Raw genomic sequence first — 18,553 nt, 5'->3', positions numbered from 1 at the left:
CGTTAAGACGCCGAGATTTTGGCGCGGATTTGTGCGATACTGTAAATTTCGGCCAACCCCTCTTTCTGGAGGCGACGTGCCAGCTTATCTCCTAGCTCTCCATTATTGCCTGTTCCTGCGCAGGCTAAAACGGCAGTACATGGGAGAGAGGGATTGGATTGTTCGGCGTTAGACATAGTGTGGTGTGGAGACAGGTTAAAGGAGCTAGTAGCAATCGATTGTTCTGCCAACTCTTTTGCGATTTTAAAGAGATATATTGGAGTTCGGTCATTTATGGGCTTGTCCCAAGTCCTGCCTAATCGCTTTAGTAACAGATTCTTCTATGGCTGATCTCTCTACTCCAGTTCGTCCCCAATTATTGTCTGTGGATGGTGTTTCTAAGTCGTTTCCCGGTGTACGAGCATTGGATAATGTCTCTTTGGAGCTTCAGGAGGGCGAGGTGCTGGCTTTGGTAGGGGAGAACGGTGCCGGAAAAAGCACCTTGATTAAAATTCTGGGAGGAGCCCATGAGGCTGATGATGGAACGCTCACTATGAACGATTCACGGGTCACCATTCAGTCACCGGTCGAATCTCAAGCATTGGGCATCTCCATCATCTATCAGGAATTCAATTTGATTCCGGACCTGAGTGTGCGTGAAAACATATTTCTGGGCCGTGAAAAGATGAATGGCTTCTTTATCGATGAGAGATCCGAGATGGAAGGGGTCACGCAGCTATTTGAGCGTTTAGGTCTTCCTATCGATCCCGACATTCCTTGCGGAGATCTTTCTATTGCGGAGCAACAATTGGTGGAGATTGCCAAAGCGCTTTCCGTGGAAGCCAAAATCCTGGTGATGGATGAACCTTCGGCCACGCTTACTCGGCAGGAGGTGGATCGGCTGTTTGAAATTATCAAGGACCTGAAGAAGCAGGGGATAGGGATTATTTATATCAGTCATCGACTGGAGGAAGTTTTTGAGATCGGTGACCGAGTGATGGTGTTACGGGATGGTCAAAATGTGAGTACCAAACAGGTGGCCGAAGTGGATCGACAAGGTTTGATTGAATCTATGGTAGGGCGATCTCTGGAATCGGAATTCCCGCCGAGGCAAAGTCAGCCTGGTGAAGAATGTCTTCGAGTGGAAGGGCTCAGTCGGGGTTCTATCGTGCAAGATGTTAGCTTCCATCTTCGCAAAGGAGAGATTTTAGGATTTGCAGGATTGGTGGGTGCGGGACGGACAGAAACGATGCGGCTGATTTTTGGGGCGGATGAAAAGGACGGTGGGAAGATCATGCTTCACGGAGAGGAAGTGGAAATTCAATCACCGCGAGAAGCGATTGCCAAAGGCATTTGCTTGTTAACGGAGGATCGCAAAAACCAAGGCCTGGTTTTGATTCACTCAGTCGTTGAGAACTTTGGACTGCCAAACTTGAAGGGCTATTCCGGGAAATGGTTTCTCGATGAAGAAACAGAGAGAAAACAATTTCAGGTTTTTAAGGATGATATTCAGATCAAAGTATCAAGTCCTGACCAGGATGCGGGCCACTTGTCAGGCGGAAATCAACAGAAAGTGGTTTTGGCCAAATGGTTAGAGCGAAACGCGGATATTCTTATCTTTGATGAACCGACTCGAGGGATTGATGTGGGAGCGAAATACGAGATCTATCAGTTGATAAATCGCTTGGCGTTTGCAGGAAAGGCGATTATCATGATCAGTAGTGAGCTTCTCGAAATTCTCGGGATGAGTGATCGGGTCATCGTGATGCGAAACGGACGTATTCAAGGAGAGATTACAGATGTGGGCGAAGCTAGCCAGGAAGAGATAATGAAGCATGCTATAAACTAAAGCGTATGAAAAAACTGTTGGACAATTACGGGATTTTTTGGGTGCTCATAGGGCTTTGTGCTTTTTTCAGTGTCTTAACTCTGAAGAAGCAAACACCTGCGGGTGCGGCTGCAGTCACGGAAGCCTTTGACACCATTCTAACTGACCTGGAAAAAGATGCGGGCATCGTGGTGGTGGGAGCTCAGAACCAAGGATCTTCAGATTTTGCCGCACGTCTATCCTCGCAACTAATAGAGGCGGGCTATACTCAAGTGGAAAGTATTGTGGGATTGCCAAAAGATTTTAGGGAGTGGGTGGAAACGCAGAAATCTTCAGGTCGTCGGATCGAGGCAGTGGCCACTACTGGGGATTTACTTAAGTGGACCATTGTGAGTTCTCTTGGAGATTACTATCCGGAATTTGCTGATGCGCGCGTCATAACCCCTGAATCCTATTGGTGGCCTGATTTTCTAAAACGCTCCAACCTATTGGCGATTGTGGATCGAATCGTGGTCATAGCCGTGATAGCCATTGGGATGACCATGGTGATTATAACGGGTGGTATCGACTTGTCGGTTGGCAGTTTAATCGCTCTCTCCGCCGTGGTGGCTACTGTGATTATGCAAGGCTTGGGCGGGCTTGAGGCGGCGGCGTGGACCATTCCATTTGGTTTCTTAATTGGTATTCTTTGCTGTGGGTTGGTAGGAGGATTTGGCGGCTATCTTGTACATCGTTTTAAGGTCGCGCCTTTTATCACGACCTTGGGAGTGATGATGATGGCAAGAGGGTTGGCGTTTATGATAACCGGTGGCTTTTCTGTCTATCAAGTGCCCGAAGGTTTAACCTGGCTGGGCAGGGGGACGATGCTGGGGATTCCGAATACGGTAATTCTTTTACTGGTACTCTATATTAGCGCTCATATCTTTATGAGTAAAACCCGGTATGGTCGGTATATATATGCTGTGGGAGGTAATGAAGAATCTGCCAGACTATCGGGAGTACCCATCCGATTGATACTTATTCTTGTGTATGTTGCCAGTGGAATGGTTGCTGGTCTTGGTGGTTGTATTCAAGCTTCCCAACTTAACACAGGCACTCCCAACCTAGGTGTCATGTATGAGCTGTATGTGATTGCTGCAGTCGTGGTCGGAGGGACCAGCCTCTCAGGTGGCAAGGGCAGGATATTTGGAACGCTCATTGGTGCATTTATTATTTCAGTTCTTCAGAATGGAATGAACCTGTTGGGCGTCGAAAGCTATACGCAACAGGTTGTGCTGGGTGGAGTCATTCTGGCTGCTGTCCTTATTGATAAGTTGCGAGCTTCGGAACCGAAGGTCGGGCAGAAGTCTTTAATGCAGCGGGTTCCAGTTTGGGGATGGGCGACGATTGTAGTTACAGTCTTTATGGGCGCCTTATTTGTCTCGGCTCAGAACCGTGGCTCTGGTGGTAAAGGCAAAATCGGTATGACCTGTATGGATCTGACGAATCCGTTTTTTAAACTCATCGCTGACAAGATGGAAGCGGCGGCTGCTGAGCAGGGGTATGACTTTGTTGCATTGAGTGGTGAATTGGATCCTGCAAAGCAGAACAATCAATTAGCCGATTTTGCTGCACAGGGATTTGACGCCATCTTTATTAATCCCACCGACTCAATGGCGGTATCGGAAGGGGTGAAGAGTGCCTGGGATGTTGGGATTCCGGTTTTTACCTTTGATGTTCAGGTGACCGAGCCAGAGGCTAACTCGAAACTGATATCTCACATCGGAAGCGATAATTATCAGGGAGGCTTACTCGCAGGTGAAAGCATGATGAAGGCGACAGGTGATCGCGGCGATATCGCCATTCTTAGTTTTCCCGAAGCTTCATCGTGCATCTATCGGGTACAAGGCTTTCGTGACTACCTGAAAGAGAACAACAGTCGTTTGCGCATTGTGACTGAACTAAATGCAAAGGGGAATCGTAGTGACGGTTATTCTGTCGCTACTGATGTGTTGCAAGCGCATCCCGATATCGTGGGTTTGTTTGCTATAAATGATCCGTCTGCCTTAGGTGCGTATGCGGCCATTGAAAAAGCGAATAAGTTGGAGCAGATTACGGTGGTTGGTTTTGATGGATCTCCTGCAGGTAAGTAGGCCGTATTTGAAAAGAAACTACTGGACACCCCTCAGCAATTTCCTGCGCGCATGGCAACTGGCACTGTAGATGCTTTTATGAAATACCTGGCTGGTGAGGTGCTTCCGAAAGACATTTTTATCCCTTGTGAGCACTATTTTTATGAACATTCTGTAAATGATGAGAGTCGAATTAATGAGCAATGGTGAGCTATCACGGCCATTTAGCATAGTCTGCGCTGACTAGTTCTTATATCTCTCTATTAACCTACAAATCTAATAATGCCGGAGGAGAAACCTGCTGTAAGTGTTGTTACGCCGTTTTATAACGCAGAAGACACTTTAAAACAACTTTTGCTCTGCTACTCTAAGCAGGACATTCAGTTGTCGTGGGAAGTTATCTTTGTGGATAATCGTAGTAGCGATAATTCATGTCAGATGATTCATGATTTTGCAGGTGAGCTGCCACCATACAAAATCTTGAAAGCTGAAGAAATGCCTGGTGCAGGTTATGCAAGGAATATGGGGGTGAAGGGCTGCTCTTCTGAGATCATCGTCTTTTGCGATGCAGACGATGAAATACCCGACCATCATATTTCGAAAATGGCAGAGGGAGTTGAAAGGCACGGTTGGGTTGGCTGTGGTATCGACGACAAAAAACTTAACTCTTCCCATATCGTAAAGGCACTAGAGTTTGGAGTGATGGATCTTCTTTTTGCCGGCTACCTACCATTCACCGGAACGGGAGTGATGGCCATCCGGAAGCACTTGTTTGAAAAAGCAGGTGGATTTGATACCGCTTTTCGAGTCTGCGAAGATGCAGACTTTTGTTATCGTCTGCAATTATTAGGACACACTCTTCATTACCAACCAGACACGTCCATTTTTGTCAGGCTGCGGCCCAACCTGAAAGAAATATGCAAGCAACGTTTTCAGTGGGGACGGTACGAGAGGACGTTGGCGAAACGTTATACGCCTTATGGGCATACCCAACCTGATTCCCGTATAAAAGGGTTCGTTTACGCAGTTAAGACATCTTTATTTTTTCTGCTACGTTATTATGATCAGGAGAAACGAATTCGCTATGGTCGACTTACCTCTCATCATTTGGGCGTTATAATGCCTTTGCAGAAAGAGGCTCATATACCTGTCATGCTAGATGAGAAGGAGATTGATCAAGCGGTACTTAAAAAGTTGAAAGAAGGAAGTTGAATCAGTCCTCCCGTTTACTGACTGGTTATCTTGTGCGATTTTTCTCTTCTTAAGATTTTTCCTCGACAGGCGAGCTCTTCACTCCTTAATTGAGAGTGATTAAACACCTCTGATATTATGACTATACCTTCAATGTTTGTTCGCAGTTTAACCCTTCTATTATCAGCTACAGTCTTAGCCTTCTATATTGGCTGCTCCTCTGAGTCTGAAGGACCCAGTGTGAAATTCCCAGTAGACGTAGGTGAGCGGCCTGAGAGCATCACCAAAGGCTTTGGCGACAACTACTTTGTTACAGTTATGAATGGCCGAGAGGATGGCGACGGTGTCATTAAGGTAATTCAAGGTGAGGGCGTATCGGTCTTTGCAAAAGGTCTTAGTGAGCCTAAGGGAATAGCCTATGTAGATGGTTTTCTTGTTGCTTCCGATTTGCAACGAGTGGTGAAGGTAGATGCAGAAGGTCAGGTATCTGTCTTGGCAGGCCCTGAAGATTTTCCGCATCCACCCAGCTATCTCAATGATGTTGCCGTAGACGGGGATGGAAAAGGCGTCTATGTAACAGATATGGGGGCAAATACTAAGATGCGTGGTCCAGATGGGCTTTGGCCATTAGATAGTGCAGAGGGGAAGGCGATGCCAATGATAGGGCGAGTGTATCACATAACTTTGGAGGGTGATGTCACCGAAGTTATCAAACCGAATTCAAAAATGACTAACCCTAATGGAGTAGGTGTTGGTAAGGACGGACAGCTGTTGGTCGGTGCATTTTTTCAGGGACATTTTCTTGTGAAAGACGGTGATAATTTGAATATCCTAACTAGTGATTTGCGGGGAGCAGATGCCGTTGAGCAAGATAGTCATGGAAATTACTATGCTTCCAGCTGGTCCCAGGCTAAAGTATGGAAAATTTCAGAGGACGGAAGTTCTGTAGAGGTGTTGCAGGATGGGTTTCAATCTGCTGCCGACTTTTATTTGGAAGAAGAAAATAATCGGCTATTGCTCCCAGATATGTTGGCTGGGAAAGTTTATGAAGTGTCATTAGGAAACTAAGTGGATTCTTTTAGTCAACTTATGCGCGCTCTCTCAGGTCTCGTTTTTCTTTCTTTATTCATTTCCAAACTATTTGCTGCGCCAAGTCCTGAAGATTTGTTGTGCCCGGATTCCCAGCGTCAGCCTGGAGTTCCTCAGGGGACTGTTACAAAATATACATGGGATGAAAGTAAGGTTTTTCGCGGAACATTTCGTGAATACCTTGTGTATGTGCCGGAACAATACGATGCAACTAAGCCTGCTGCCTTGATGATGTTTCAAGACGGTACGAAGTACGCAGACGAAAAGAACTGGTTTCGTATTCCTGTAGTTTTCGATAATCTAATCCATAAGGGAAATATACCGGTTACCATCGCGATCTTGATAGATCCTGGGTCTAAGGTGACTGGAGCAGGTGAGAAGCCGGATCGTGCAAATCGAAGCAGAGAATACGATGCGGTTACAGATGCTTATTCCCGTTTCTTAATTGAAGAAATTATTCCGGAAGTAGCTAAGGATTATAATCTGACTGAAAATCCGGAATACCGCGCCATTTGTGGCACCAGCTCTGGAGCTATTTGTGCATTTACGGCGGCTTGGATGCGTCCCGATTATTTTCTAAAAGTTCTGAGTGGGCATGGCACCTTTTTTAATATTCTGGGGGCATCAGTATCCTGCTCTGATACGATCTACTCCTGATAAGCCGATCCGGGTTTTTATTCAAGATGGTGCGAATGATTTGAATAACCAGTATGGGGATTGGTTTTTAGCGAATCAGCAGATGGTGTCGGCGCTCAAAAATAAGAACTATGACGTCAAAGCTGTCTGGGGGTTGAGGGGCATAATCCTATGGAGTTTGGCCCTTACTTGCCGCACTCGCTCCGTTGGTTGTGGCGCGATCATGCTGAAGGCAGTCCTTAACAAATAAACATGAGATACTCTCTTTTCTTCTTTCTGAGCTTCAGCTTGGTTTTGTTACTCTCTGGCTGCATGCATAAGCCTGCGCCAAACTTGCCAAGTGACTGGCAAGGAAAAGCTATTCCACTATCCTCATTGCAGGATGCTCCTTTGGATAAACTCTATGTGTTTATCATGTATGATAAAACCATGTGTGCGCACACAGTGTTGAGAGTTAATTCACCGCAGCATGGCACTGTTTTTTGGGATCCTGCCGGCGGCTATGGGAAGCCAGAGTATCCGGTTGTTGCTATGCGTCGAAATGACCTGGTGATAGATCCTATTCCTTCGATTCCTGATTACCTGGCCTTTCGTGATCATCTCCCAACTTCCAAGGTGGAGATATTCGAATTCGATATTCAACCCGAGCAATCGAAACGGCTCATCAATTTGCTTAGGCCTCAGATGGGAGAAAGGCGTGCTCCCTATAAAACGGAAGCCAAGCCGCTCTATTGCTCCACTGCGATATCTTCCTTTCTCAGTGAGCATGCCACCGACATACTTGCGGTGAATAAAAATTTCTTTCCGCATGCTTTATCTGCGGAACTTTACGAAGCGAATCCAGCGCGTATTGTTTTGTGGGATTACAACTCCATTGTTCAGTACGAAGTACAATAAATCGTTTCTAAGGATTGCTTCCTGAAATTAATTTCACATGCTCTTAATTATGGCTTTAGATCCCGAGTTTATCAAAAAGGTTCAAGAACGGAAAGCAAAGCGTGAGGCTCGCGAAGCACGCTACAAGCATGTGCAGGCTCAGCCTAAAACAAGAAGCAGCGGTCCGCGTAAAAGTGATCCTGTTTTTAAGTCCACTTCTATGCTCACAGGTGAATCCACATTCATCACCGGTGAGGATGCGAAGGAGCGTGTTAAGAAAGCCAGTTACAAGGGTTAGTCCTCAAGAAGCTATTTAGCTTCCCAGTCCAGCAAGTGCTTCATTGAACGTAGAGCTTGGACGCATAGCAGCGGACGCTTGAGCGACAACTGGCTGGTAATAACCACCAATGTCTACGGGATCACCTTGGGCGCCATTCAGTTCTGCCACGATCGTTTGCTCTTTCTCAGCTAATTCCTGAGCAAAAGGCGCAAACAAAGCCGCGAGCTCTGCATCTTCAGATTGTGTGGCTAATGCCTCTGCCCAATACAGTGCCAGGTAGAAATGGCTGCCTCGATTATCCAGCTCGTTCACTTTACGAGAAGGAGCTTTGTTGTTGAGCAAAAACTTGCCGGTTGCCTGGTCGAGTGTGCTGCCAAGAAGCTTGGCTTTGGGATTGTCGAAACTATCGGACAAATGTTCCAAGGATACGGCCAGAGCTAAGAATTCTCCTAAAGAATCCCAGCGAAGGTGACCTTCCTGATTGAACTGTTGAACGTGTTTGGGAGCGGATCCACCGGCTCCTGTTTCAAAGAGACCGCCACCATTCATGAGTGGTACGATAGAGAGCATCTTTGCGCTGGTTCCCACCTCAAGAATAGGAAACAGGTCTGTCAGGTAGTCACGAAGCACGTTGCCTGTGACAGAGATGGTGTCTTCGCCGTTTTTGATGCGCTCAAGAGAAACTTGCGTAGCTTCAATCGGAGGCAGGATACGAATGTCGAGTCCATCGGTGTCGTGGTTAGGGAGGTACGCGTTTACCTTTTTAATGATCTCTGCATCGTGCCCGCGATTTTCGTCGAGCCAGAAAATGGCCGGTGAGCCTGTTGCCCGTGCCCGGTTAACCGCCAATTTTACCCAATCCTGAATCGGAGCATCCTTGGTCTGGCACATGCGGAAGATGTCATCTTTTTGAACGGCTTGCTCAAGAAGTAGCTGATCGTTGCTATCGACGACGCGAATGGTTCCACTTTCCGAGGCTTGGAAAGTTTTGTCATGTGATCCATACTCTTCGGCTTTTTGAGCCATGAGGCCAACGTTGGGAACCGTACCCATAGTCGTTGGATCGAATGCACCGTGTTGTTTGCAAAAATCTACTGTCGCTTTGTAGACACCGGCATAAGAACGATCAGGGATTACGTACTTCGTATCCTTCTGGTTTCCATCTGGTCCCCACATCTGTCCTGATGCGCGAATCGCAGCAGGCATGGATGCATCAATAATGATGTCACTTGGCACATGGAGGTTGGTGATGCCTTTATCGGAATTCACCATGGCCATTCCAGGGCGAGTGGCGTAACAGTCCTTGATGTCTGCTTCAATCTCACTGCGGTGATCTTCTGGAAGAGAAGCAATTTTGTTTTCGACGTCTCCAAATCCGTTGCTTGGGTCGATTCCCAGCTCTTCAAACACTGCAGCATGTTTTTCAAAAACATCTTTGTAGAAGGCGGATACCGCGTGGCCAAAAATGATCGGATCGGAGACCTTCATCATAGTTGCCTTCATGTGTAAGGAGAGCAGAACGTCCTGGGATTTCGCATCCTCAATTTGTTCTTCTAGAAAACTGCGTAAGGCAGATCCGCTCATAACGGACGAATCAATGACCTCTCCTGCTTGTAGTGGAGCAGAGGACTTCAAGCTTGTGACCGATCCAGATTCAGAATGAAATTCAATGCGGAAATCGGTTGCCTCGCTAATGGTGGTAGATTTTTCAGAACCGTAAAAATCTCCGCCTCCCATGCTGGATACGTGCGACTTAGAGTCTGCTGACCATGCGCCCATCGAGTGGGGATTGTTTTTAGCATATTGTTTTACTGAGCCAGGAGCGCGGCGATCGGAATTCCCTTCGCGGAGGACAGGATTTACCGCACTACCAAGCACCTTTGCATAACGAGTCTTGATGGACTGCTCCTCGTCGTTTTGTGGATCTTCAGGATAGTCGGGCAAATCATAACCGTGATCCTTTAGTTCTTTGATGGCGGCAGTCAGTTGAGGGATACTGGCGCTGATATTGGGAAGTTTTATGATATTGGCCTCGGGTGTCTTCGCAAGCTCGCCCAATTCGCTTAAGTGGTCGCCTTGCTTTTGCTCGTCGGTAAGCTTATCTGGGAAATTTGCTATTATTCGACCAGCCAATGAAATATCACGCGTTTCAATTGTGACACCTGCTGGTGCTGCATAGGCCTCAACGATTGGAAGCAATGAGTGAGTGGCCAAGGCAGGTGCCTCATCCGTGATTGTGTAAATGATTTTAGGTGTTTCGGCTGACATGTTTCGTTATCAATAATCGGTCGATTTCCTATTCTTAAGGAATGCGAAGTCGTTAAGACCTAAAGGCTTCCTTAGCTCCGTCAATACTTGAGTGAGTGCCAAATCTGAGGCTAAGGCGATTCTGCCTGAGGCTGTGGGTTGGGTTTGTAATCGCGCCAGAGCCATCGCAATGATTCTGGCAAGATAGCGCCGCCGTGGTTGCCGTTGTGAGCTCCTTCTCCGTAGACGAATTTCACATCGTAGTCCCGGAACTTGAGCGCAGCGTAAAGTTGCTGGTTTCCAAGTGGCCAATTGCCATGTGAATTATCCAGGTCATTGCTGCCGTCCTGCATGAATATCCGAATGGGTTTTTTATCCGAGCCTTTGCGAATGAGGGCAGGGTAGTTGTGACCTCCACGAATGTTGGTGAAGCTGCCAATATGACTGAGCACCTTTCTGAACTGATTCGGTCTTTCCCAGGCTACGGTCCAGGCACAAATACCTCCACTACTGATGCCGCATATGGCCCGACCTTCTGGATCGTAGGTAATATTATATTTCTTCCTTACTTCTGGCAGGATTTCTTCCAACAGAAACCGAGCGTAGTTATCACTGAGGGAATCATACTCAAAGCTTCGGTTGTCGGGCCTCGGTCTCCAGCCTGGTTGAGGAGGCAATTCTGGAGTCAAATGACCAGGGTCTACAAACACACCAATGGTTACCGGCATGTCTCCTTGGTGAATTAAATTGTCGAAGACGGTAGGTACACGAAAGTCTCCGTCTTCCCTGATGTAGGTATGTCCGTCCTGAAATACCATCAGAGCAGCCGGTATCCCAGGCTGGTACTGAGTGGGGACGTAAATATAATAGCGACGAATAGTTCCTGGGAAAACGTCTGAGCTATTCCAGATGTATTCAGTGACTTTTCCCCTTGGAACGTCGGTTTTTCGATGTGAATCAGGTCCCAAAGGGTAAGTTCGTTCGATGTGAGGCTGCTGTGCCTGGCTGCTGGCGATGCACAAAATTAGAAGGGAGAAGATTCTGATTAGGGGTCGTTTTAAATCCATAGGATTCGAAAAGAACGAATGGAGGGCTTAAATTCGAGGAATCAGAATAGAGCCCAAAGAAGTTGAAAGTAGTATCGAGAATCATCCATAGGAGATGAACTGTCGCGTTCTCGGCATGGATGATCCAGTCGAAGGAAAATGGTTGATCGCTTACATCGTTAAGGAAGGTGATCTTACTCGCAGTCAACTTAGTGCATTTCTTTCCGAAAATCTACCGCAAGCAATGGTTCCAAGATCCTTCGTTTTTCTAGATGAGATTCCACTTACAGTGAATGGGAAGTTGGATCGGGCAAAGCTTCCCAAACTTGAACTAATTGAAGAGGATACTCAGCAAAATTATGTGGCTCCTAGGTCGCCTATTGAAGAACGTTTGGCACAGATATTTGAAGAGCTGCTCAAAGTAAAAAGAGTGAGTATTTACGACAATTTTTTCACTTGGGAGGCAACTCTTTATTGGTAGTGCGTTTATGCTACAGTGTTTTTAAGGTCCTAAATGAGAAGCTGCAGGTTGCTTCCGTATTTAAGTATCCGACTGTGGCTTTGCTCGCAAAACACTTGTGCGACTCTGTATCGGAAAAGAACTATTTAATGCGTTTAAATAGCGAAGAGGATGGAGATCCCATATTCTTTATTCCGGGTATTTCCAGGACAGCCATGGTTCACGCTGAAATGAGTAAACGCTTAGATGTAGCCAGGCCTTGTTATGGCCTTGAGCTTCCGGTTCCAGAGAACGGCGTCGAACCCTTGAAGACTATGGAAGAGCTGGCGAATCATTGCGTTCAGGAGATCAAGAAAGTCCAACCAGTAGGTTCTTACACCTTGGGCGGATTTTCGTTCGCTGGAGTCTTGGCCTATGAAGTTGCTGCCCAACTCCACAGCTTAGATGGTCAGGTCCACCGGGTATTCATGTTTGATTCAAGGAATCGGATTGAGGAGTCAAAAGAACCTCCACCTTTTTCTGGTCGCTTAGAATGGTTTGGGGAAATGTTTACGTCCTACAAGTTTAACTTCTTACGCTTTTTCATAAAGAGTTTTTGCCAACATCATATTTTGTGGCGCCTGGGACTCTGGGATGGGTATAACCAAAAAGGCGGGGATTTCGCAGCCATGTTAGACAGTGGCCTTGCTTTCCTGTTTAGCGATCCCTACCACTATAATTATAAGCCGAAATCTGTGCCTCTCAGGTTGACGGTGTTTACCGTCCGACAGTTTCTTTTCACGCGCAAAGGTCAGAGTGAATTAATGCGGTGGGATAAGTTTGTTGAGAATCAAGTAGATTATGTTCTGGTAAAGACGGATAATCATCTTCGCATTTTGGATGATGAAAATCTAGACCTCATGTGTGAGCGCATGCGGGAAGACATGGAGAAAGACGACCTAAGTAATCGGAGATAGTCTTAGTGGGTTTGAACTGAGCTACGTAACCGCTAGAGATGAAAGAGACTACAGAAGTACGAATGCTAAATGGACTGAATTCCTTCGCCTCGTGGGATAATTCCTAACAGATAAGTGAGGGCCACGCCAAATAGCATGGGATACTGCCAGGCTAATTCAAGATGGCCATTCTCCGACAATAACAGGAGTATAGCCGTGCATGCGCTGCCTGAAATCATGGCCACCAAATTCCAACGGTCATCGCCGCGATTGCTAAGAAGCCCCACCAAAAATATACCGAGAAGGCCGCTGTAGGTAATTCCGGAAATTTTGAAAGCCAGCCAGAGGAATTCATCACTATTCCGAATGCCCCAGGCAAAAGTAACGAGGACTATGGCGACAATCGCCATGAATATACGAGCAATCCAGACTTGTTTCTTTGTGTCTGTTGGATCTTTGAGAAAGGGACCATAGAGATCTACAACGATTGAAGAGCTGAGTGCTGCCATCGCGCTATCCAGACTCGACATGGCTGCTGCTAAGACACCACAGAGCAGAAATCCTCGCAGGCCAGCAGGTAGCACTGTTGAAATGAAATGGGGAAACACTTTGTCCGAAGCAACCTCGCCTGTTTCGCCAAGCGGAAGTGCTACGCCGGTAGCTACTTGATTGTAATATACAAAAAGGCCTACACCGATCATCAGGAACAGGCTCGCAACGGGTAGGGCAACAAAGCCACTTAGGATGATGCTACGCCGCGAGTCTTCAACTTTTTTACAAGTTAGGAGACGTTGTGTAAAGTCATGGTCGGTTCCGAGGGAAGCAAGGGTACTTACAAATCCAAAAGCCAGGGCCAGGACAAACCAGTTACTATCCTTCAGAAGGCCGTCCGTAGCTGTCCATTGAAAGACTTCAAGTCGCCCTGTATCTCCTCCTACTTCCAGAATGGTTCCCCAGCCGACGAGGTTTTGTAATACAAAAAGCATGACGACTCCGGCGACGAGGAAGACCAAAGCTTGAATGCAATCCGTCCAGATGACAGCGCGGATACCGCCAATGCCGGCGTAGACAAGACAGAGCAGCGCAAAGCCAATCATTGCCCACACAAAGGGAACTCCCAGTATGATGTGTAGACCCGTTGATGCGATCATGAGTCGTACGGCCGATGCCAATACTCTGGAGAGGAGAAAAAAGACAGCGGAGGAGTAATGGCTTCTCCCACCAAAACGGTTTTTCAGGTATTGATAGATGGAAAGGTAGCGAGCCTTGTAAAACGCGCTCAGGAAAACGAATGCAATAGCGAAGCGAGCGAGGAGGGAGCCGATGGTAATTTGTAAATAACCAAGATTGCTTGAGTAACCCACGCCTGGTGTTCCTAGAAAGGTAGCAGCGCTTATTTCGGTTGCCACCAGCGATCCTAATACTGCCAGCCAAGGAACATTTCTATCTCCGGCTACATAGCCTTCCATGCTCTCGTCTTTTCGACCGAAGCGGATGCCCACAAACAGCACGGCTGCAAAGTAGGCCAGAACTATAAGGATGTCGGGAAGTGTTAGAGAAGCCATGGGAGTGCTAGGAACATATCATTCGGGAGCAAGCTCCTCTCCTACAATCCAATTTTTAAGAAATGTAGGAAGGCAGCTTGCTGCCGATCGCGAAAGATTCTAAGGCATCGCCGATTTTAACTCAAAGCGCTCATTACTCCAGACCCTGAAACGTATCAAAAATAGTCTTCAGCATAGGACCTCGCCATTTGTTGGTTTGAGCCTGAGGAAGTTGAGTGAGGGCAATCACTACCAGGTCGAGATCAAAGTCGATGATGCCGATGGTTCCCGCTGCACCCGTATGTTGGATACGGCTTGTGCTGCCGTCGGGACGTTGAGCCAGGATATTGAAACCAAAACCGTATTTGGCCTTACCTCGGCCGGGTTGTGACTGATACATCTGTTTTAGTATCGATTCGGACACGACTTGTTTTCCATCCACGTGTCCGCGGTTTCGATGAAGCAAGAGCATCCGTGCTACATTGTCTGAAGTAGCGATCAGACTACCGCCGGGATTTATCACCGTGCCCATGGGGTCTCCGGTGCGTTCTGTAAACCCCGATTTAGTCCTCATGTAGGGAGTCGGAATTTGGTCAATCTTGGACTCATAATCAAAAGTGGATTCGGTTGAACCTACGGTGGAAAATAATTCATCTGCCATAACTTCTTCAAACGGCTTACCAGTGACTATCTCAGCAACTCGAGCCGCAGCCATGTATCCAAGGCGACCATACCCGTAGGCTGTTGCCGGTTCATAAAACAAGTCATGAGTAGCCAGTTCGTTTACTACCTCTTCCAGAGTTCCGTTCCAATCGAGGTTAAGCTTACCCGCTTTCAGTTGGTTGTTGCTCGCAAATCCTGCTGTATGAGAAAGACACATAGCCAAGGTGATGGGTTTGGCATATCCATCTTTGCCACGTACCTTCAGCTTCTTGAAAGCAGGTATATATTTGTCGAGCGGATCTGAGAACGACAAATTCCCTTTTTCAGCCAGTAGCGCGAGCGTTGTCGTGGTGTGAGGTTTTGTGAGCGAAGCAATTCGGCAGGGTGCATTGGCATCGAACGGCTCTTTGCTGTCCAAATCAGCCACACCAAATCCCTCTTTCAGAATGATCTCACCCTTGTGAATGATGGTCAGTGAACCTCCCGGAATAAATTTGTCATCGATTCCTTTTTGGAATGCGGCTCGGATTTGTTCTCTCTGATGTTTCGTCAGGTCATGGTCTTCCCAGTCACCTGAGGGGATAGGGGAAGCAGCGTATACGGATAAAGAAACAATTGAAAGAGATAGAACGACAATCAGTGGTTTCATGGGTATTGAGAAGGATAGAAATTCAACACTCAGTATGAGCTTGGGATCCTCATCATGGAAGGTTTAATTCGTTCTAGGAAAATTAATATAGATAAGCCTAATCTAGGAGACTCATATTTCCTTAGATGGTAGGGCTCGATCGTCGAGCGAGCCGCTTGTCATAGAGTATCGGACGGCTCGGCGATCCGTCCCTACCATTCTTCTGACATTTAAAGTTTATAGCCCCATGTGTATCGCTTTTTTATAGAAAGAGATGTGCATAAGGCTCAAGCATCCTACATAGAAATACAGTCACGTAAGCTGAACAGGCTAGTATCCCGTTCGACTCTATTGTAGCTGCAGTGGTGACACTGCAGATTTCTCATGCTCGAGTCTAATTCGCCTTTAAATAAGCCACCACATCGGCCACGTCTTGGGCTGTGAGTCCCAGCTGGGCAGCAGACATCATTAAGCTATGCCGCAGACGTCGAACTTGCTTTACCTGATCTCCCGGAACGATCTGCTGTACTCCGCCCATTGACAGGATGATTGCAGGGTCGCCTTCCTTGAGAAGCATACCGTCGATGGTGCGTCCATCATTGAGAACGATTTGGTTTCCACGGTATCCATGAGCAATGTCTGCGTTTGGATCGATAATGGAGCGGAAAATGACGTCTCGGGTCTGAGTTTGTCCCCAGCCGTTTAGAGAGGGGCCGAATTCAACTCCGACGTCGCCTACTAGGTGGCACATAATGCACCGTTGGGCGGCAGCCTTTCCTCGAACTGGGTCGCCTTTCATGGCCAGCAACTCTTCCATGGGAGGGTAGTTGCTGGGAATCGTGGCTGAATCAATGGATCCAATGTCTTGTAATGTGATTTTTGAAGGGTCGTAGATATCACGTTGTGCCAATTGTGGAAGAAGGTTTAGATCCTTCCAGGGACCAGTCGAACGATTGAGCAACCACCAAACCGCGTCTTCTTGGATCGAGGAGTCTCCTTCAGCAAGATCCATCATGGCATTGGCCGCCGTGCGTTTATCGGTAAAGGCCAAGGCATCCATAGCTTGCTTGCAAGCCTCATGGCCCAGGCTGGAAGTCATGGCTCTGGTGGCTAAGTCTCCAATCGAAGACGCAGGATGAAGACGCCAAGCGATATCCGCAAATGCTTCCGTCCATTTCAGTGGATCCTTATTCCCGGAAACAGCTTTTACAGCATGGTAAACTTGAGCCTCTTTTCCCGTTGAACCAATGCCGAAAGCTTCGAGATAAGTGCGATCATTTCCTGGGTAAAGTTGGCCGATTTCCCGAAGGATAGGGCGGCTTTGTTTGACCGGGACGTTGCGCATAGAAAGAGCGACTTCGCGACGTACGGCTGGTGATGGATCTTTAGCCAATTTTTGAGCCCGTCTGATTAATGCGTACTTATTTTCGCGTAGGGCTCGGTAAGCTACGATACGCGTATTCTCATCTTTGGAGTCTAAAAGCTTTTCGACCACGTTCTCACCTGCTTCTCCCAATTGACCCAAGAGGTGAATGGCGCGAGCAGCAATGTAGGGATTGTCATCTTTTAGTACCTCAGAGAGAGCTGGAAGCGCTTTGGCGCCTTGTTCCTTCAATCCAACAAACCCTAGATTACGCACATTGGGCGCTGGGCTTTTGAGTGCTGCAATTTGACCTTCGATTGTCGAAAGGTCGAGTTGGGGAACCTCTGGTTTGAATCCTTTAGGAGCGATGCGATAAATCGTGCCGGAGCAAGTTTCGTCCAAGTCCTGGTGACCACCCACGCGACCATCATACCAGTCAGTTATGTAAATGGCTCCATCGGGACCAATCGCTACATCAGAAGGGCGAAACAACGTTTTTACTTCGTCGGATATATTGTTGCTTCCTCCGATAAAATCAGAGCCGGCAAATTCACCTTCTTCATTAGTTGTGATAAAGTTGAAACGTTCGAGGTCGAAGCCTGCTCCGTTCAATTCTGGCTGGTAACCGAAAACCACGTTTTTGCCGGCTTCACAAGACAGGAAGGTTCCGATCCATTCGTCACCCAAAGCACCGTTCTCATAGAAGACATTTCCGGTAGGGGAACCGCCGCCGTAGACATCTCCGGCAGGCATAGTTCCTGGATCTTCTTGGCGCCACTCAGCGATTTCTGTGGTTTGCCCCGGACGTTTGTCTGCTCTCCAACTTCGTTGGCCATCGGCAGACGCAAATCCGGCATTCCCGTATTCGAGGATATGCGTTACGCGGCAGGCTGGGGGATCGTCGTTATCGTTTTGAAACAAGTCTCCCATGGAGGTCACTGACTGCTCGTAACTGTTGCGGTAGTTGTAGCCAATAATTTCCACATCGGTTCCATCTGGATTCATGCGAGCCGTAAAACCACCCACGTAAACGTGTCCATCGTCACTGGGCTTTCCTGCTACGTCTTTAACGTCGAATGGGTATTCGTAGGGGCCAATCACTCCAGGATTATAGGGGCTCGCGATACGAAATGTTTTTCCAGACTTATCGGTAAAGAGCGCCCCGCAGTTACCTTGGTTAAAATACCATTTCCCATTGGGGCCCACCGTCACTGAGTGAAGACTATGGTCATGGTTGATACCGCTAAATCCTTCGAGAAGTGTCTCACGGGTATCGATTCCAGGTTCGAAGACCAGGTTGCGGTTCACGTCCGTGTAGACGATCAGCTCGGGTGGTTGAGATACCACGATCTTATTGTCGATCACTGCCACTCCCAGGGGAGCAATCAGTGCTTCTTCCTGAACAAAGGTATGACTTGAATCGGCCTTTCCATCCTTGTCTGTATCTTCCAGTATAACGATGCGATCTCCCTCGGGCTGCCGGTCCCAATGACGGCGATAACGCACGCCTTCTGCCACCCAGATGCGGCCATCCTTATCGATATCCATATTGGTCGGGTTAAACAACATCGGTGACGAAGCCCAGATGGTGACTTCCAAGCCGTCTGGCACTTTCATCAACTCCAGAGGAACGCTTTCAGGCTGAACCTTGGATGGGTCGAATCTCTCGACTGCGTT

Annotated in this window: 14 protein-coding genes and 1 pseudogene; 9 read left to right on the top strand and 6 right to left on the bottom strand. The window is 47.5% G+C overall.

Annotation, left to right across the window (positions count from 1 at the left end):
• Positions 1 to 2: 2 nt before the first annotated feature.
• Positions 3 to 176 carry a hypothetical protein gene (locus GA003_10175; protein QXD30290.1) on the bottom strand — a complete coding sequence of 58 codons (174 nt, stop codon included), beginning with the start codon at positions 174 to 176 and terminating at the stop codon, positions 3 to 5.
• A gap of 146 nt (positions 177 to 322) precedes the next feature.
• On the opposite strand from GA003_10175, the gene GA003_10170 reads away from it, so the two are divergent.
• From GA003_10170 to GA003_10140, 7 genes and pseudogenes are all read left to right on the top strand, one after another.
• Positions 323 to 1,828, top strand: a complete 1,506-nt coding sequence (locus GA003_10170) for a sugar ABC transporter ATP-binding protein (protein ID QXD30289.1) — start codon at positions 323 to 325, stop codon at positions 1,826 to 1,828.
• Positions 1,829 to 1,833: 5 nt separating this feature from the next.
• Entirely contained in the window at positions 1,834 to 3,939 is a 2,106-nt protein-coding gene (locus GA003_10165; GenBank protein ID QXD30288.1) for a substrate-binding domain-containing protein, read from the top strand.
• A gap of 261 nt (positions 3,940 to 4,200) precedes the next feature.
• A complete protein-coding gene (locus tag GA003_10160; protein QXD30287.1) occupies positions 4,201 to 5,130 on the top strand; it encodes a glycosyltransferase in 930 nt (309 codons plus the stop codon).
• Positions 5,131 to 5,427: 297 nt separating this feature from the next.
• Positions 5,428 to 6,177 carry an SMP-30/gluconolactonase/LRE family protein gene (locus tag GA003_10155; GenBank protein QXD30401.1) on the top strand — a complete coding sequence of 250 codons (750 nt, stop codon included), beginning with the start codon at positions 5,428 to 5,430 and terminating at the stop codon, positions 6,175 to 6,177.
• A gap of 21 nt (positions 6,178 to 6,198) precedes the next feature.
• Positions 6,199 to 7,077 (top strand): annotated as a pseudogene (locus GA003_10150) (esterase family protein).
• Positions 7,078 to 7,086: 9 nt separating this feature from the next.
• On the top strand, positions 7,087 to 7,731 hold the full coding sequence (locus tag GA003_10145) for a hypothetical protein (GenBank protein QXD30286.1): 645 nt from the start codon (positions 7,087 to 7,089) through the stop codon (positions 7,729 to 7,731).
• Positions 7,732 to 7,780: 49 nt separating this feature from the next.
• Positions 7,781 to 8,008 (top strand): hypothetical protein, encoded by a 228-nt coding sequence (locus GA003_10140; protein ID QXD30285.1) that lies wholly within the window; start codon positions 7,781 to 7,783, stop codon positions 8,006 to 8,008.
• 15 nt (positions 8,009 to 8,023) lie between these two features.
• Here GA003_10140 and GA003_10135 read toward each other — a convergent pair whose 3' ends face one another.
• Together GA003_10135 and GA003_10130 are read right to left on the bottom strand one after the other, a co-directional pair.
• Entirely contained in the window at positions 8,024 to 10,258 is a 2,235-nt protein-coding gene (locus GA003_10135; protein ID QXD30284.1) for an NADP-dependent isocitrate dehydrogenase, read from the bottom strand.
• Positions 10,259 to 10,368: 110 nt separating this feature from the next.
• On the bottom strand, positions 10,369 to 11,304 hold the full coding sequence (locus GA003_10130; protein QXD30283.1) for an esterase family protein: 936 nt from the start codon (positions 11,302 to 11,304) through the stop codon (positions 10,369 to 10,371).
• Positions 11,305 to 11,398: 94 nt separating this feature from the next.
• Here GA003_10130 and GA003_10125 point away from each other — a divergent pair, with 94 nt between their 5' ends.
• Both GA003_10125 and GA003_10120 read left to right on the top strand, forming a co-directional pair.
• Positions 11,399 to 11,764 carry a hypothetical protein gene (locus tag GA003_10125; GenBank protein QXD30282.1) on the top strand — a complete coding sequence of 122 codons (366 nt, stop codon included), beginning with the start codon at positions 11,399 to 11,401 and terminating at the stop codon, positions 11,762 to 11,764.
• A gap of 128 nt (positions 11,765 to 11,892) precedes the next feature.
• Complete coding sequence (locus GA003_10120) at positions 11,893 to 12,699, top strand: hypothetical protein (GenBank protein QXD30281.1); 807 nt, start codon at positions 11,893 to 11,895, stop codon at positions 12,697 to 12,699.
• 65 nt (positions 12,700 to 12,764) lie between these two features.
• Here GA003_10120 and GA003_10115 read toward each other — a convergent pair whose 3' ends face one another.
• From GA003_10115 to GA003_10105, 3 genes are all read right to left on the bottom strand, one after another.
• On the bottom strand, positions 12,765 to 14,243 hold the full coding sequence (locus GA003_10115; protein ID QXD30280.1) for a sodium/solute symporter: 1,479 nt from the start codon (positions 14,241 to 14,243) through the stop codon (positions 12,765 to 12,767).
• 133 nt (positions 14,244 to 14,376) lie between these two features.
• The gene (locus GA003_10110) at positions 14,377 to 15,534 is read right to left on the bottom strand and encodes a beta-lactamase family protein (protein ID QXD30279.1); all 1,158 of its coding nucleotides are present in this window, start codon (positions 15,532 to 15,534) and stop codon (positions 14,377 to 14,379) included.
• Positions 15,535 to 15,907: 373 nt separating this feature from the next.
• On the bottom strand, positions 15,908 to 18,487 hold the full coding sequence (locus GA003_10105; GenBank protein QXD30400.1) for a c-type cytochrome: 2,580 nt from the start codon (positions 18,485 to 18,487) through the stop codon (positions 15,908 to 15,910).
• Positions 18,488 to 18,553 lie beyond the last annotated feature (66 nt).

Source organism: Opitutia bacterium ISCC 52, assembly GCA_014529675.2.
GTDB lineage: Bacteria > Verrucomicrobiota > Verrucomicrobiia > Opitutales > UBA2995 > UBA2995.
This window is presented reverse-complemented; position numbering and strand designations above follow the sequence as displayed.